Genomic DNA, 15,935 nt, shown 5'->3' with positions numbered 1-15,935 from the left:
AATAAACTTTATACCGTTACTGACATTTTTACTCGGCAGTTAACTGACATATTGACTTGGCTTTAACATGAAAAAACTTTATTTTTTACCTCTTGACAGACGGAATTCTCAACATATCTTAGTAACTAGAGAGCAAGATATTCTCTGCGGTGCGCGTGATTTTAAAATCTATTCTTGAACCAACAAAAGAATAGAGAGCGACACGTAAAGATGGCAGTGTGCAAGCCCTTAAACATGACAGTGTAAAAACTGCCGGGGAAGCCTAATGTCATGGAAAGAAGTTGCTCTACTGGTTAGCCAGGTTCAAGCAAATTTTTAAACACGGCATTGCGGAGAAATTTATAAGCCCTACATCATTGACAAAAACTGTCACTTCCACCTCAACGGAATTTTAAAACGGGTGGTTAAAGAAAGCGATGTAGGGCTTTTAATTTGCGCGCCCGGCCCGATTCGAACGGGCGACCTGCGGATTCGAAGTCCGACGCTCTATCCAGCTGAGCTACGGGCGCAAACTAATATAATAAATAAGTTACAGCCATTTTACTTTTTTGTAGATTCCCATATTAACACCAGAAAGCCCTTTATCATGTTTATTTAGTCAAGGCAATAGCAGTATTTCTAAGAGCGCAAAGTTTTATAGTGGTTATCTTGAGGCTTTTGGGCCTCTTTCTGAAAAGCATCTCATAGGCATAAGAGTAGGCGGTAAACAGTTCATCCCCTGCCTATTTTAAATCTCAATCAGTTTCCCGGAACTTGTGAGCAGGAGATAGGTAAAAATTCTCTTGGGGGAGAAAATGGATTTTACTGCCTCCCTGTAAATATTTAATTGAAAGGAAAAAGCATTTTTTAAAGCCGGAATTTCTCCTTTTTCAACAGGAAAGGTTTTGTAATCATAAATAAAAGCATCATCTTCACGAAATACAACCCTGTCAATCCTTCCTGAATAGTTCCTGCCATTATGTTTTAAAATAAATGGAATCTCTGCAAAATTTTTATTTGTGGTAATCACCACTTCATCAAGCAATCCGTTTTCTTCCAAGGTTTTTAAATGTTTAATTACTTCATCTACAATCTCTTTTTCTTTTGAAATTCGAGCCTCGTAGAACCTCACAAGGCTTTCTGCCTTTTTTCTTACCGCATCCTCATTGCGGGAAAGGTTCCCCTTGGATAAAAGCTCTAAGATTTTATGGAGCACAACCCCTAAAAGAGGGTCAGTATGATGTTTGTGATGAAAATCCTCTTCCCCTTCTGAGACCTGCATCAGCTTGCCTGAGTCCCCTGCTTTTACTTTCTCATCTATCAGGTTTGGCAGATGACCTTCAGGTTTTTTCTCATCATTTTCAATTTTATAAATCCTATCAAGCCCTGAATTGCTTAAGATACCAAAACCATCTACAAAATTTTTATTAAACTCATATTCTCCGCCATTTTCTTTTATCTGAAACTCATCTATTGCAGAAGAGAGGAAGTTAAAACCGGAGATCCCCTTGCCTCCCTCAAAGAATCCTGATAATATGAGGCAGTCCCTTGCCCTTGTCACAGCGACATAGCAAAGCCTCTTTACCTCTTCAATCTGTTTTTCACTTCTCAGATAAGAGAGCCTGTGTTCTTTTTTAGGATTCAGAACCATCTCATTCCCATCAATTAAAAGCCCTTCGTTCCTGTTTGTGCTTTTTATATCCCCTATACCTGCGACTACAACTACTGGAAACTGGAGTCCCTTTGCAGCGTGAATAGTCATTATCCTTACAGCATCCACCCCTTCAACATTAATATTTGCCTTTGATTCGTTTGATTCGTCTGAGGAATTTATGAGGTTTGCGAGCCTTGAACAAATTTCTCCAAGAAGGAGCCCTTCCTTGTCGTATCCCTCAAGAATTTTTATAAACTTCTTGATATTGGCTGCCTGCTGCGGCTCCCATAAAAACTCCCAACCATTTCTGTCCTTAAAAAACTGCTCAATCATATAAGAAACAGGGACAGTATCCACTTTGCTTAAATATTGCTTTAAAAGCTCAAAGTCAGAAATCCTGCTGTCTTTTTCTTTTTTAAGAAGGCACTCTGCCTGCTCAAAGAGATTCTTTCCGTTTTCAAATCTTGCCTTTAAAAAAATCTCTTCTTCAAAATTAAAAAAAGGACTTTTCAGAATGGTATAAAGGGAGAGGTCATCAAATGGATTTGTCAGAAAAAACAAAAAACTCCGCACCAGCGAAATCTCCGGCGATTCCCAGAATCCAACCCCTTTCAGGACAAAATAGGGGATCTTGTATTCCCGGAGAGCCTGCTCAATCTCGGGAAGATATGTTCTTGCCCTTAAAAGTATTGTTATATCCTCATACCTTAATGCGCGCTTTTTTTCAGCTTCTTCCAAAGATGATTTATCAAAGACAATCTCTTTTCTGATTAAAGATTTAATCCTTTTTGCAATAGTCTCTGCTTCTTTTCTTTTCCTATCCTTCTTTTTTTTAAGTTCCGGGTCAGAGGTTAAAAGAAGCTCTACCATGCCTTTGTCCTGAAGAGCTCGTTTCTTCTCAAACGGGCTATAAATGGTCCGCCAGAGCTCCTCTTCGTTATTTCTTTTCATGATTTTGGAGAAGAAGAAATTGCTGAAATCAATTATGCTCTGAAGGCTTCTGTAGTTTTCAGGCGGCTCGTAAAATACAAAATTTTTCGGGGCATAATTTTTAAGCTCTCTCTTTGCTTTCTCAAAGACCTCTACATTTGCTCCCCTGAAAAGATAGATAGACTGTTTCGGGTCTCCAACCAGAAATATTGTAGAGGTGACTCCCTTCTCCATCTTATACCCATGACCTGAGCGCCAATCCTCTGTGAACTTTTTAATTATTTCCCACTGAAAGGAGTTTGTGTCCTGAAACTCATCTACAAGAATGTGGTCCGTGTTCTCCTCAAAAGCCAGAAGAATCTCAAAACATCTTTCGTTTTCATTTATGAGCTTCAAAGCCTTTGTTTCTAAATCTGCAAAGTCAACAACTCCAGCCTCCATTTTTTTCTGTTCATACCTTTCATTGGTTCTTTTAAAAAGTATGTTAAAGAGAAAGGTTTTAATTTCATTAAGCAGGGTTTCTGCAAGAGGAGAGAAGTGGTAAATACTGTTGGAAAGGGAGATAAAAATCTCAGGACAGGAACCAAACCCGGGCTTATGTTTTTTGTATGCCTCATTTTTCTGAGTTAAAAACATTTTTTTAAGATATCTTAAATCGTTTTCTGTTTTGGCGAGTTCTTCTCCTATATCCTGCAATCCACCCTGAAGGAGCGGTGATGCAAGCGAGGGAAGTAATTCCGGATTGCCTGCTTTTGCAAGATGTTCAAGCCTATCCCTTACATCGCCCTGAAGATTTGAGAAGAGCTCAGGCAGAGACGGCGCCCTGAAACCGGCTTCTGAAAACGGTCTTTTAGCGAAGAATTCCTTTATAGAGCTTTTCAGGTTTGCCCAGGAATTTCCTGAAAGGAGGAAAAGTTTTTTCAGGGTTTTATGTTCTTCAGATTCCTGATTTCTTGAAATTTCAATTAACGAGTCGTGGATTATCTCGTCAAACCAGAGCCTGGTCTGCGTTTCATCAAGCATTTCAAATTCAGGGTCAACCAGCGCCTCATAGGGAAATCTAAGAAGCATTCCCCTTAAAAATGAATGGATTGTTGAGATGCGAAACCTGTGCGGAGTATCTTTATATCCCCTCCAGATATCAGGGTGTTCGCTTTTTAAGATTTTAAAAACCCTCTCCTTCATCTCCTGTGCAGCTTTTTCAGTAAATGTAAATGCGACAATTTTTTCAATTTCTGCCCCGTAAATAATGAGGCTGATATACCTCCTGGCTAGCTTTTCTGTTTTCCCTGAGCCTGCAGGAGAGGAAATGGCAACATTTCTTGTTACATCAAAGATATCTTCTACGCTCATCTCCTGTTTTTTCCTCCTTCACAGGCTCCCAAGGCAAAAAAAGCACACTTTGAAAAATACCAGTCGCAAATATCATCTTCTTCAGGAGGGTTTCTGGGGAATTTCCCTTCTCTGATATTTGCAACATGCTCTGTTGCTTTGCCTTTAGCTCCTTCAAAATGTTCTTTATTTTTTTTAAAATACTCTTTCCATTCCTTTTCTTTCAGATTAAGAATACCAGCCTCTTCAACACTAAATCCGGGAAAATTCTTTTTGGCAAGAAGATGATAAAGAGGCATCTGGAGATGGGTTCCTTCTTTTATCTCTTTTAGAGCAGGGGATTTTCCGGTCTTGTAGTCAATTATTCTCAAATCCTTCCCATTGGAGTCGAGCCTGTCAATACGGCCTGCTACCATTGTCCCTTTTTCAAGTTCTCCTTTTAACATCTTTTCCATTTCAAGCGGGCAATATCCATTGATTCTGAACTCCCTTTCCTGTTCAAATAAAAATTCTGAAACAGAATCTAAGTATGATAAGAGCATCTCTTGCATAAATGGATTAAAGAGTTCTTCTTTTGAAACCTCGCTGATAGCATTGGCAATTCCTTCTTTAAATTCTCTTAAGCTATTCTTAAGGTAAAAACCCTTTTTAAAAAACCGGTAAAGAACCCTGTGGACTGCCTTGCCCCATGTTCCGGGGTCCCATTCCTCTGTAGGTTCTGAAACCTCTTCAAGCTTTAAAATCTTTTGAAGATAGAAAAGATGAGGACATCTTGCATAAACCTCAAGCTCGGTAGGGAAAAAGACCGCGTTATTTCCATATCTTGTAAGGATAAGGTCAAGGAGGGGACCCTGAAAATTCAATTCCCCGGAAACATTGGCGCCCTGGAAAATTTTTCCCTCAACCAATCCCCTGATTCTTAAAAACTCTTCATAAGAATAGACCTCTTCTTTTAAAATTTCATAGGAGAAATCAAGGACTTTTCGAGGCGGTTCCTGAATTATATCCATCAGAAAGGATGAGGGGAGATATAGTTTATCTGCCTCTGAGGAGGGATATGAGAGAATAATCTGTTTTTTGGGCAAATCAAGAAGCTTCTCAAAATCAAATCTCTCAAGCTCCAGAAACTCGTCAATTGTCAAAAGGGATAATTCCTTTTTTAATCTCTCAGGAAGTATTAAGTCTTTTGCAGGCTTTTGCGGATATTCTCCTTCAATCAAGCCCCCAAAGAATAAAACTGATGGACTGATATTTCCTGCATCAGAAATATTTAAAATTTCAACCCCTGCCTCTTTTCTCTCGGGCAAAAACGATTTTGCATTTAAAAGAATCTGCAACAGCTTCAAGAAGCTTGAAAAATCGATTTTCTCCCTGCCAATTATCTCTTCAGCAATAACAAAGCCTTCAAGGAGGTTTTTGAACTCTCTTATCTCCTTTTCTTCTTCCTGAAAAACCTCTCCGCTGCTTTCAAGGGAAGACCACTCTAAAAATTCAAAAAGTTCTTCCATGATATCTTTGTATTCTTCAAAGGTATGACCGTTCTCCTCTTTAAGCCTTTTTGCAATGGAGAAGAAATCATTCAGAAAGTTAATTGTTCTTTCAATTAACTTTTCCGGTTGCGGGTCAATCGATTCTTCTCCATCTTTTTCTTTTCTGAGAATCTCCTTTTTGAGTGTCTCAAGAGATGAAATCCATTCATCACATCCTTTTATTATCCCGGCTTTTATTGATATATTTTCAGCAGAGAATTTAATTTCATAGGGAATCTTCTTAAAATATGGGGAGCGTAGAACTGATGCAAAGAGCCTCCTTGGAAAGTCATCATCTATTGCCTTAAGGCATTTGATTGCAGGCATCACAGATGGCGTATTTAAAAAAGAGACCGGGGTGTTGATGAAAAAATCTATCCCGTATTTTTTAAAAACCCTTTTAATCGTAAGCTCATATTTTGAAAGAGAAGGGAATGTAACAGCAATATCTGACGGGTCAACCTTTTCCTTAAGACATAATGTTTTAATCCCTGTTGCAATGCCTTCAACTTCTCCCTCAGGAGAGCTATATTCGATTATCTCTCTTTTTATTTTTCTTTTCTTCTCAGTAAATAGCGCTTGTTCAAAACCATTTTTTTTCAGAAACTCAATAAATGATTTTGACGAGGGAGAGGATTCTTTTCCTGCTTCACTCCCGAAGCAGATGGCAAGACAATTTTTTGAATATTGGATTATGGCTTCAAATGCCCTTTTCTCAGCATTTGTCAGGTTATAAAACCCGTCAATTATTACAAGCTCCGGTTTTGCGGCTTTTTGGATAAGTGATGGCAGGTTAAGAATCAAATCCTCTTCATCCAGAAGTCCTTTTTCATTTAAAAGCTGCTCATACTCCTTAAAAACATCAATTACCCTTAAACACTTTTGCCAGACATCTTCAGGAATCTGATACTGGGAGGCTTTGGAACCCAAAAGAGTTATGGCTCCTTCAAGACCGATTGAAGGAATAATATAGTCCTTCAAATTTTTTATCCATCTGGCAACGCTTTTTAAAATACCTGAGAAAAAATAAGGATTTCCTGCAGGCATAAGCGGAGAAAGTTTATCCTTAATTCTATTCAATAATCTATGAAGGATTAAAAGACGACTGACATTGTCAATCAAGATGCGGTTATCAAAAGAGAGAAAGAGCTCCTTGGCAAATGTATCAATAGTAAAAAGACCTGGGGGAACAAAGGATTCCTTCTCAATGGTATCAGCAAGGGCTTTTTGTATTTTCCTTATTCTTCTCACTGACGGGACAAGCCAGAGGCATTTTTCAAATGATGACAGACCAAGCCTTCCTGTTTCATCAAGGATAATTTTCTCAGGATTAATTTTATGAAAAGGAACAAGAATAATCTTTTTCATATTTCGCCCTTAGCGCTTAAGATTATGGCAATTATAAAGGAGAGGAGGGTGAGCGACGGGGATTGAACCCGCAACCACTGGAGCCACAGTCCAGTGCTCTACCAATTGAGCTACGCTCACCGTGAAGTTAGTGAATAGTATTCAGTGAATAGTAAATAGCAAAACTAATTGAATATTAAAAGAATTAATCAATCTATAATCCCTGTTCACTATTCACTAACGACTATTCACTGTTTTATCGTGCCCGGAGGGATTCGAACCCCCGACCTACGGATTAGAAGTCCGTTGCTCTATCCAACTGAGCTACGGGCACAGGTGTGTTTTCTTTTAAATGTCTTAAAAAGATTTGTCAAGGCAGAAAGAGGTGAACTTTTCTTAAAATAATAATGAGTCAGGCTTTAGAATTAGAGCCCTTTCCGAGTCTAACCCCGCGCTGTCTTGCAACCTCAAAGGCAACAACTGAAACCGCTGAAGATACATTGAGGGAGGTCATACCTGCCCTTGACGGGATAGAAACTGTTTCGTCGCAGTTCTTTTTTACCAGATTTCTAATTCCTTTTCCTTCGCTTCCAAAAACAAGGGCAAGGGGGACAGAAAAATCTATTTCTGTATAGGGAAGGCGTCCCTTTTCATCAAGACCAAAAACCCAAAGCCCCTTTTCTTTCATTAAAGAGATTGCATTTACGAGATTGGTCTCCATTATTATTGAGGCATATTCAACAGCCCCTGCAGAGGCTTTTGCAACTGTTGCTGTTACAGGGCAGGAGCCGTGTTTTGGAATAACTATCCCGTCAACTCCGGCAATCACGCAGCTCCTTATTATTGAGCCAAAATTCATTGGGTCGTTTATGCTGTCAAGGATGATGTAAAAGTCAGCGCTGGTGGCGCGGTCAGTTTTTTCATCAATGGAATCAGCCAGCTTTTTAAAAGTAAATGGGGTTGTAAGACAGATAATCCCCTGATGGTTTGAGAAAAGCGAGATTTTATCCAACTCTTTTTTTTCCTTCCATTCAATCTGGATGCCTTTTTCCCCTGCAAAAGTTAATATCCGGTCAACCGCCTTTGAACGGTTCTCTCTTGACAGTAAGAGCTTCCGGGCTTTTCTTCTTTCTGCTTTTAAAAGCTCAAGAACAGGGTTTATGCCATAGACAAAATTTTGTGATTCTTTATCCATAATACCAGAAGGTTATTTTATCCTGCGCCATTTGGTTTCAGAGGGTGTGTCTTCAAGGGAAATATTTTTTTCAAGAAGGGTCTTTCTTATTTTATCTGCCATCTGCCAGTCTTTTTTCTTTCTTGCCTCGTTCCTTTCTTCAATCAGTTTTTTAATATCTTCTTCATTAATCCCGCCTTCTGCATCAGGCTTTGCCTTTTTAAACCACTCCTCAGGATTTTCCTGAAAAAGCCCCAAAACCTCACCGCTTTTTGTTATGGCTTTTTCCGCTTCAATTAAAAAATTCATCTCATCCTTTGAAAATTCCCTCTTATCCCCTGTTAAAATATTTATCTCCTTTACAAGCTCAAAAATCTTCCCAAGCGCTTTTGCGGAATTAAAATCATCATCCATTGCCTCTTCAAAAGAGGCTTTGAAATTTTTCACCTTATCTATGAAATTATTAGTTGACCGCTGACCGCTGACCGCTGACCGCTGACCGCTTCTTGACCTTTTAATCTCCTCAATTCTTAAAAGAGTCGTGTAAACCCTTTCAATGCCTGAGATGGCGCTTTTTAAATTTTCTTCTGAAAAATCTATGGGGCTTCTGTAATGGGTTGAAAGAAGGAAAAGCCTTACAGCCTCAGGGGGATAAATTTTAAAAATATCTTTTATTGTGAAAAAATTTCCAAGGGATTTTGACATTTTTTCGTTGTTGATATTAACAAATCCGTTATGAACCCAGTACCTGGCAAAAAATTTTCCGGAGAAAGCCTCGGACTGGGCTATTTCATTCTCATGATGGGGAAAAATCAGGTCTTTTCCTCCGCCGTGTATATCAAGGCTTTCACCAAGAAGCTTCATTGACATTACGGAGCATTCTATATGCCACCCGGGCCTCCCCTTTCCCCACGGGCTAATCCAGAAAGGCTCATCAGGCTTGGAGGCTTTCCAGAGGGCAAAATCAAGGGGATCTTTTTTCCTCTCGTCAACCTCAACCCTTGCGCCTGATTCAAGCTCCTCGATGTTTTTCTTTGATAACTTTCCGTAGCCATTAAACTTTCTTACCGAGAAATAGACATCTCCTCCAATCTCATAGGCAAAGCCATTTTCAATCAAACCACTTGTCATCTCTATTATTTCCTGAACATACTGGGTTGCCTTTGGCTCAACAGTCGCATCTTTTACTCCAAGGGCGTGCATATCCTCGTAGTATTCCCTGATGTAGAGTGAGGCAACTTCTTCACAGGTTTTCTTTTCTTCCCTTGCCCTGTTTATAATTTTATCATCTATGTCAGTGAAATTTTTTACAAAGGTTACTTCAAAGCCTCTGTATTCAAGGTATCTTCTGATAATGTCAAAGACCGTTGCGCTTCTTGCATGGCCGATATGGCAGAGGTCGTAAACTGTAACACCGCAGGCGTACATCTTGACCTTCTTTTCAGAAAGAGGGACAAAAACCTCTTTTTCCCCTGTCATTGAATTGTAGATTTTTAAAGACATCGCAAACCTTTCATCTGATTTACAGAACTTTCATATCCAATATTTTTCCTTATATGTCAATATCAGATATAATTGCACAGATTAGCTGTAAGTTCTCATACTTTATAAAAATGGTTTGACAAAAGAGCTAAACCAGATAAACTATTTTTTTAATAAAACAGCTTAAATTTTAAAGGAGCCTATCTATGAGGAAAAGAAATCTGATTCTTTCAATAATAAGTATATTTTTAGCTTTTGCTCTTTCTTCTTTTGCAGCGGATTTTAAAGGAACATGGATTGTTGACGGAACTTATGATATTAAAGCAAAGTTCAAGAAGATAAAGAAGGAAAGCACAAACAGTTTCACAGGGAAGCAGGTTGTCATCAATGCCAATAAGACCGTGACCATTGATATCGGGACATATAACTTTGCAGGAACATGGAAAAAGGCAGGAGCAAAAAAGCTCTATTTGACCCTTGATAAAAATAAGATAAGAAGCCAAGCCCAAAAATATATCAATGACAATTATGGAAGCTATCTGGATAATACCGAACTGGAGATAAGCATAAAAAATTATCAGATAATTACAACTATGCAGACAGATGGCAGTATAAAAGGAAGTGGCACGATTACAGGAAAGTGCAAGGTTATATATAAGTTAGGACCTATAGAAAAGGATATCGGCACTGCTAATTTTTCAGGAGCGCTTAATTTTACAGGGGTAAAACAATGAGAAAAATTATCTTTGTTGTTATTATATTTTTTCTTGCCGGATGCGCAAACCATATAAAATATATTGAAAATGCAGAAGATGTTTCAAGAGAGGAATCAAGCACAGCAGGCAATGTTATTTCAGATATTAACGGAGAAGCCAATAACAAGGAAAAACTTGCTTATAATCTGGAGCTTGACGAGATAAAAAAATCTATAATCGCAAAGGAAAAACATACTGTTAAATTGGAAGAATTTACTCCTTATCAAGGATGGAGGGAGTCTTACGAATTTTTCTTGGGCATCGGAGGAATTCCTGTAGCTATAGTTTTAAATGTTTTGGATATCATTCCTTTTTTTGGCGCCATACCAAATGACTGGCTTGGCGAGCAGTTTAGCATGACAATGTCAGGTTTAAATCCTTTTATGAATATGGAGTCTGAAAAACGGTCAGAGTTTAAAGAGATCTCAAGGTCTTTTACAAAATCTGAAAAGGAAGAAGTAAAAAAAGTTACTCCTTTAGCGAAGAAAAAACTTCAGATATGTCTCAATGAAGAGATGGTAAGCGAAGCTACTACAGATGAAATGGGCAAATTAAAAGTTGATATGTTTACAATTCTTTCAAAGCAGAGAATAAATGAAGAACCGAGAAAAATTGTGATTTACCTTCCGCAGGAGAAGATTGATAAGGGGGTAAAGGCGAGTTGCGAAGCCCCGGGTGAGACAAGCAGAACAGAATATTTCAAGAGAAACCTTGCGTTTAGTTTGTATGATGCCAGCAAATATCTTTTTTACTTAAATGGCAACAGCGCTCTGGACCCTTCAAAAGCTGCTGAATCGGTATTGTCTTTAAGCACCCTTGGCTTTGAGGAATGGTCAATGAGGGTTGAGGACGATATAAGAAAACAGTATAAAGGCAATCCTGAGTTCCTCGCAAAATTTTCCTTGGGGTTGAAAAAAGGAATGTCGCGTGTTGAGGAAACCAATATCGTCCCTTCTGAAAAAACAGATGCCGGCAAATCTCAGGAAGGCGTTGCTGTTATCAGCCCTGTTAAAGAGCCAGAGAATAAACCATTGCCTGCTGCAGAGACGGGCAAATCCCAGAGCCAGAGCGTTCCGTCAAATCCTTAGATGGTTATGGCTAAAATGAAAAACAGAAAAAAAATCGGAATTCTAACAGGCGGAGGCGACTGCCCGGGGCTTAATGCAGTGATTCGGGCCGTTACAAAAACTGCAATCAACGAATACGGCTTTGAGGTGATAGGCTTTAAGGATGGCTATGAGGGGCTTGTTGAAAACAGATTCCAAAAACTATCCTTTATGGCAGCATCAGGAATTATGAGTCAGGGCGGGACAATACTTGGCACTTCAAACAAAGCTAACCCGTTCAGTTACCCTGTGAAAAAAAACGGTAAGATTCTTCACAAAGACCTTTCAGACATTGCTTTAAAAAATTATAAAAAAAACAGGCTTGATGCCTTGATATGTACCGGTGGAGACGGAACACTTTCAATTGCGTATAAACTTTACAAAAAAGGGATAAATGTCATTGGCATACCAAAGACCATTGACAATGATGTCAATTTTACTGATACGACCTCAGGATTTGATTCAGCTGTGGTTATAGCAACAGATGCAATTGACAAGCTCCAGACAACAGCCCAGTCCCATCACAGGGTGATGATAGTTGAGGTTATGGGGCGTTATGCGGGGTGGCTTGGGCTTTGTTCAGGGATTGCAGGAGGCGCTGACATTATCCTTATTCCTGAAATACCATTTGAAATAAAAAAAATCTGCCGGAGGGTTCTTGATAGAAGCAGGGGAAGCGGAAAAAAGTTCAGCATTATTGTTGTTTCTGAAGGGGCAAAGCCAAAAGACGGTGAGATGGTGGTAAAAAAAATTGTTACAGACAGCCCGGACCCTATAAGGCTTGGTGGTATAGGGAACTGTGTTGCAGCACAGATTGAAAAAATAACAGGGCTTGAAGTGAGAGTAACTGTTCTTGGCCACATACAGCGCGGAGGTTCTCCAACTGCATATGACAGGATTCTTGCGACAAAGTTTGGGTGCGAGGCTGTGAGGTTTGTAGCTGAAAAGAATTTTGGCAAGATGGTTGCTTTAAATGGATGGAAAATCACCCCTGTCGAAATTGAAAAAGCCATTAAAAGCCTGAAAAAGGTTTCTCCAGATTCTCATCTTGTAAGGTATGCAAGGTCAGTAGGCACATCTTTTGGGGATTGATTTTGCGTAAGACAAAAATTGTTGCCACAATTGGACCTGCGAGCAGTTCAGAGCAAGTTCTTAAAGAGCTTATATCAGCAGGGGTCAATGTGGTACGGCTTAATTTTTCCCACGGAACAAGGCAGTGGCACAAGAGTCTCATCCAATCCATCAGAAAAATATCTTCAGAGCTTGGCAAACCGATTGCAATACTCCAGGACCTCACAGGACCAAGGATAAGGATTGGCAATTTAAAAGATAAAAGTATTCTGCTTAAAAATGGAATGCTGTTTGACCTGACAACGCAGAATATTATTGGGGGCGAGAAAAGGATATCAGTAAATTATAAAAATCTCCCTCAGGAAATAAAAAAAGGCGACACTATACTGATTGCAGACGGCTCTGTCAGGGCTGAGGTAATTGGCAAATCTAAAACTGAGATAAGATGCAAAGTAACAGCAGGGGGGTTAATTTCATCAAAAAAAGGAATAAACCTCCCATTCACAAAATTAAAAATCCCATCTCTAACTGCAAAGGATATTAAGGATTTAGAGCTTGGAATTAAGTGCAATGTGGATTTTATAGCACTCTCATTTGTGCGCAGTGCAGAGGACATCAAAAAGGTAAAGGAGATAATAAGAAAAAAAGGGGCTTCAATTCCAGTTATAGCAAAAATCGAAAAACCTGAAGCAGTAAAAAAGATTGATGAGATAATTGAAGCATCTGACGGGTTAATGGTAGCAAGGGGTGATTTGGGAGTTGAAATCCCTATAGAAGAGATACCTCAGGTTCAGAAGATGATAATAAACAAGAGTAATCTCTGCGGAAAACCTGTTATAACAGCCACACAGATGTTAAAATCAATGGTGGAGAATCCGGAGCCTACAAGGGCAGAGGTAACTGATATTGCCAATTCAGTTCTTGATGGGACAGACGCCATGATGTTGTCTGAAGAGACTGCGGTTGGAAAATATCCGCTCAGGGCAGTGAAGATTATGTCAAAGATTGCTGAAAGCACAGAAAAATATCTTCCGGAGCAGAAGATTTTCTGCAAAGAAAATATGAAAAGAGAAAAGACAATCCCTGATGCCATATCCCATACTGCCTGTTTAACAGCCCTTGATTTAAATGCAAAGGCAATAATTGCTCCAACCCAGTCCGGTTATACTGCAATACAGGTCTCAAGGTTCAGACCATGGCAGGTAATAATTGCAGTAAGCCCTGATATTAAAACAGTCAGAAGACTTTCATTATGCTGGGGTGTCTGTTCAATATTGATAGATAGTTTCAAAAACACTGATGACATGATAAACAAAGCTGAAAAGGCCTCTCTGGAGTCAGGGCTTGTGAAAAAGGGAGATATGGTTGTTATGACAGCGGGTTTGCCTGTTGGAAAGAAAGGAAATACAAATATTATAAAGGCTTTCAGGTTATAGAGGGTTGGATTTATGGACTCCCGCCTACTTACCTATGCAAAAATTTTCAAAAATCCTGTTAAGTATCTCCTCTGTGTAGGTTTCCCCTGTAATCTCTCCGAGATAGTTCAAGGCTTCTTTTAAATCAAAGGATGCAAACTCTTCAGATAAATTGTCTCTTATGCTTTTTTCTGCCTTACGAATCGATTCCTTTGTTTTTTCAAGAAGGCTCTTGTGGCGAAGGTTTATGGTTATTGCAGAGAATTCTCCGGAATTATTCCCTGTTATGATTCTTTTAATTTCAAGCAGAAATTCATCAACTCCTTTTTTTTCCTTTAAGGAGACTTCAATAAATTTCTCCCTGTTTATGAGTGTATTTAAAATTCCGGTGTTAATCTTTTTTGGAAGGTCGGTTTTGTTTAAGAGGATTATTTTTTCCTTTGACTCTATCAAAGAGAAGATTTTGCCGTCCTCGTCTGAAAGCCCGCGGGAGGCATCAAGGAGAAAAATTACAAAATCAGACTTTTTAATCTGCTCCCGGCTTCTTCTGACCCCTTCCCTTCCAAGCTCATCATCCATTTCAGCAATGCCGGCAGTGTCAGCAAGTTTTAAGGGAAATCCGTCAACTGAAAACTCTTCTTTTATAAAATCCCTTGTGGTTCCGGGAACTGGGGTTACTATTGACCTTTCTTCATCAAGGAGTATGTTAAAGAGAGTGGATTTCCCAACATTCGGCTTCCCGACTATGGAACAGGTTAACCCTTCCCTTAATATTTTTCCTGTCCTTTCAGTGCTCAGGAGAGAATCTATTTTTTCAACCTGTGATGAAAGCCCTTTGAGAATGTTCTCCCTTTTCTCAAACTCAAGCTCTTCTTCAGGGAAATCAACTGATGCTTCAAGCTGAGAGACGGTGTTTATTACAGAATCTTTTATTTCATTGATTCTTTTTCCAAGACCTCCCTGGAGCTGCTCTGCTGCGGCTAAAAGAGACTTTTCAGCGCCTGAGTTTATTATATCAAGCACTGCTTCAGCCTGAGAGAGGTCAATCCTTCCGTTTAAAAAAGCGCGTTTTGTGAATTCTCCCGGCTCTGCTATTCTTGCTCCGTTTTTCATACAGAGCGCAAGGGCTTCTTTCAGTGCGATTTCACCTCCGTGGCAGCTTATCTCAAGCATATCCTCTCTTGTATAGGTCTTTGGTTCTCTCAGGAGCGTTACAAGAACCTCATCTATTGATATTTTTCTCTCAGGGTCAAAAAGCCATCCGTGAAGCACTGTGTGGGATGTTGTTTGGAGGAGGTTATCTGAAGATGACAATTTTAAGATTTTTTTCCCGATTTGAAAAGAAAGGGGACCACTTAGCCTTACTATTCCGATTCCCCCCTTTCCGATTGGAGTTGAAATAGCGGCGATAGTGTCGTTGTTTAACATAATGACTGTATTGGCTGCAGGCTTTTTTAAAAACTTAAAATCTTTTAACTGCGATGCTCTTAACTTTTTTATCTTTCATCCCATTTATAACTCTTTTCAGGTGCCTGTTTATTGCTGGGGTATATTACTACTTTTTTCAAGGGACCATTTCCCATGCTGACAGTTCTTACATCTTTATCTTCACACAGCGCCATATGGATAACCCTTCTTTCTTTTGGATTCATTGGAGGGGTTGCAGTTGAGGCGCCGGTATTTTTTACTTTTTCTGCCATGCGGTCAGCGAGCTTTATCAGAGCCTCTTCTCTTTTTTTTCTGTACCCTTCTATATCTATGAGCACCTTGAATCTGATGTTATCATCCTTGTTCATAATCCTGTCAATGAGATGCTGGAGGGCTTCAAGGGTTTGCCCTTTTCTTCCTATTAATAACCCTGTGTTTTCGCCACACACCTCAAAAATTATTGAATCTTTTTCTTTTTTTACATTCATTGAAATCTGGAAATCCATGAGCTTAAATAACTTTTCAAGAAAATTTCTGGCTTTTGCTTCAATGCCGTCGCTTGAGATAGTTGCCTCTATTTTTGCTGGTTTGCTGTTAAATCCGAGTATTCCCTTGCTCCCTTTTTCCAGGATTTCCACTTTTATATCATCTCTTGACACATTGAGTTTTTTTATTGCTTTTTCAATAGCTTCCTGCGGGGTTTTTCCCTCTTCAATAATCTTCATAATTTCTC

General features: G+C 39.2%; 10 protein-coding genes, 3 tRNA genes and 1 other RNA gene. 5 read left to right on the top strand and 9 right to left on the bottom strand.

Going from position 1 to position 15,935, the window contains the following annotated elements:
- Window positions 1-138: 138 nt before the first annotated feature.
- A non-coding RNA gene (gene ssrS / locus A3H37_00175) (6S RNA) lies at window positions 139-340 on the top strand.
- 92 nt (window positions 341-432) lie between these two features.
- On the opposite strand, the gene A3H37_00170 is transcribed toward ssrS, so the two are convergent.
- The 7 genes from A3H37_00170 to A3H37_00140 all read right to left on the bottom strand — a co-directional run bounded on the left by A3H37_00170 (window position 433) and on the right by A3H37_00140 (window position 9,448).
- Window positions 433-509: transfer RNA gene (locus tag A3H37_00170), tRNA-Arg, on the bottom strand.
- 218 nt (window positions 510-727) lie between these two features.
- Complete coding sequence (locus A3H37_00165; GenBank protein OGL48314.1) at window positions 728-3,916, bottom strand: hypothetical protein; 3,189 nt, start codon at window positions 3,914-3,916, stop codon at window positions 728-730.
- Window positions 3,913-6,792, bottom strand: a complete 2,880-nt coding sequence (locus A3H37_00160) for a hypothetical protein (protein ID OGL48313.1) — start codon at window positions 6,790-6,792, stop codon at window positions 3,913-3,915. Before A3H37_00160 ends, A3H37_00165 begins: the two co-directional genes overlap by 4 nt.
- 47 nt (window positions 6,793-6,839) lie before the next feature.
- A tRNA-His gene (locus A3H37_00155) sits at window positions 6,840-6,912 on the bottom strand.
- Between the two features lie 119 nt (window positions 6,913-7,031).
- Window positions 7,032-7,105, bottom strand: a tRNA-Arg gene (locus A3H37_00150).
- 78 nt (window positions 7,106-7,183) lie between these two features.
- Window positions 7,184-7,966 carry a 23S rRNA (guanosine(2251)-2'-O)-methyltransferase RlmB gene (locus A3H37_00145; GenBank protein ID OGL48312.1) on the bottom strand — a complete coding sequence of 261 codons (783 nt, stop codon included), beginning with the start codon at window positions 7,964-7,966 and terminating at the stop codon, window positions 7,184-7,186.
- 12 nt (window positions 7,967-7,978) lie between these two features.
- Window positions 7,979-9,448 (bottom strand): cysteine--tRNA ligase, encoded by a 1,470-nt coding sequence (locus A3H37_00140; GenBank protein ID OGL48311.1) that lies wholly within the window; start codon window positions 9,446-9,448, stop codon window positions 7,979-7,981.
- Between the two features lie 185 nt (window positions 9,449-9,633).
- Here A3H37_00140 and A3H37_00135 point away from each other — a divergent pair, with 185 nt between their 5' ends.
- Genes A3H37_00135 through A3H37_00120 form a run of 4 tightly spaced genes read left to right on the top strand, consistent with a single transcriptional unit; the run spans window position 9,634 to window position 13,795 of the window.
- Window positions 9,634-10,161: a hypothetical protein gene (locus A3H37_00135; GenBank protein ID OGL48310.1), complete on the top strand. Its 528-nt coding sequence runs from the start codon at window positions 9,634-9,636 to the stop codon at window positions 10,159-10,161.
- The gene (locus tag A3H37_00130) at window positions 10,158-11,270 is read left to right on the top strand and encodes a hypothetical protein (GenBank protein OGL48309.1); all 1,113 of its coding nucleotides are present in this window, start codon (window positions 10,158-10,160) and stop codon (window positions 11,268-11,270) included. Before A3H37_00135 ends, A3H37_00130 begins: the two co-directional genes overlap by 4 nt.
- A gap of 15 nt (window positions 11,271-11,285) precedes the next feature.
- Window positions 11,286-12,380 carry a 6-phosphofructokinase gene (locus tag A3H37_00125; GenBank protein OGL48319.1) on the top strand — a complete coding sequence of 365 codons (1,095 nt, stop codon included), beginning with the start codon at window positions 11,286-11,288 and terminating at the stop codon, window positions 12,378-12,380.
- Between the two features lie 2 nt (window positions 12,381-12,382).
- The gene (locus A3H37_00120; GenBank protein OGL48308.1) at window positions 12,383-13,795 is read left to right on the top strand and encodes a pyruvate kinase; all 1,413 of its coding nucleotides are present in this window, start codon (window positions 12,383-12,385) and stop codon (window positions 13,793-13,795) included.
- Between the two features lie 24 nt (window positions 13,796-13,819).
- Here A3H37_00120 and A3H37_00115 read toward each other — a convergent pair whose 3' ends face one another.
- Together A3H37_00115 and A3H37_00110 are read right to left on the bottom strand one after the other, a co-directional pair.
- Window positions 13,820-15,202: a tRNA uridine-5-carboxymethylaminomethyl(34) synthesis GTPase MnmE gene (locus A3H37_00115; protein OGL48307.1), complete on the bottom strand. Its 1,383-nt coding sequence runs from the start codon at window positions 15,200-15,202 to the stop codon at window positions 13,820-13,822.
- A 68-nt stretch (window positions 15,203-15,270) separates the two neighbouring features.
- A complete protein-coding gene (locus A3H37_00110) occupies window positions 15,271-15,927 on the bottom strand; it encodes a hypothetical protein (protein ID OGL48306.1) in 657 nt (218 codons plus the stop codon).
- Window positions 15,928-15,935: the final 8 nt, after the last annotated feature.

It is taken from the genome of Candidatus Schekmanbacteria bacterium RIFCSPLOWO2_02_FULL_38_14 (genome assembly GCA_001790855.1).
Classification (GTDB): domain Bacteria; phylum Schekmanbacteria; class GWA2-38-11; order GWA2-38-11; family GWA2-38-11; genus 2-02-FULL-38-14-A.
This window is presented reverse-complemented; position numbering and strand designations above follow the sequence as displayed.

Excerpts from the sequence above, each read along its gene's own strand:
- A3H37_00165 (OGL48314.1), bottom strand. The coding sequence starts at position 3,916 with ATGAGCGTAGAAGATATCTTTGATGTAACAAGAAATGTTGCCATTTCC.
- A3H37_00160 (OGL48313.1), bottom strand. The coding sequence starts at position 6,792 with ATGAAAAAGATTATTCTTGTTCCTTTTCATAAAATTAATCCTGAGAAA.
- A3H37_00145 (OGL48312.1), bottom strand. The coding sequence starts at position 7,966 with ATGGATAAAGAATCACAAAATTTTGTCTATGGCATAAACCCTGTTCTT.
- A3H37_00140 (OGL48311.1), bottom strand. The coding sequence starts at position 9,448 with ATGTCTTTAAAAATCTACAATTCAATGACAGGGGAAAAAGAGGTTTTT.
- A3H37_00135 (OGL48310.1), top strand. The coding sequence starts at position 9,634 with ATGAGGAAAAGAAATCTGATTCTTTCAATAATAAGTATATTTTTAGCT.
- A3H37_00130 (OGL48309.1), top strand. The coding sequence starts at position 10,158 with ATGAGAAAAATTATCTTTGTTGTTATTATATTTTTTCTTGCCGGATGC.
- A3H37_00125 (OGL48319.1), top strand. The coding sequence starts at position 11,286 with ATGAAAAACAGAAAAAAAATCGGAATTCTAACAGGCGGAGGCGACTGC.
- A3H37_00115 (OGL48307.1), bottom strand. The coding sequence starts at position 15,202 with ATGTTAAACAACGACACTATCGCCGCTATTTCAACTCCAATCGGAAAG.
- A3H37_00110 (OGL48306.1), bottom strand. The coding sequence starts at position 15,927 with ATGAAGATTATTGAAGAGGGAAAAACCCCGCAGGAAGCTATTGAAAAA.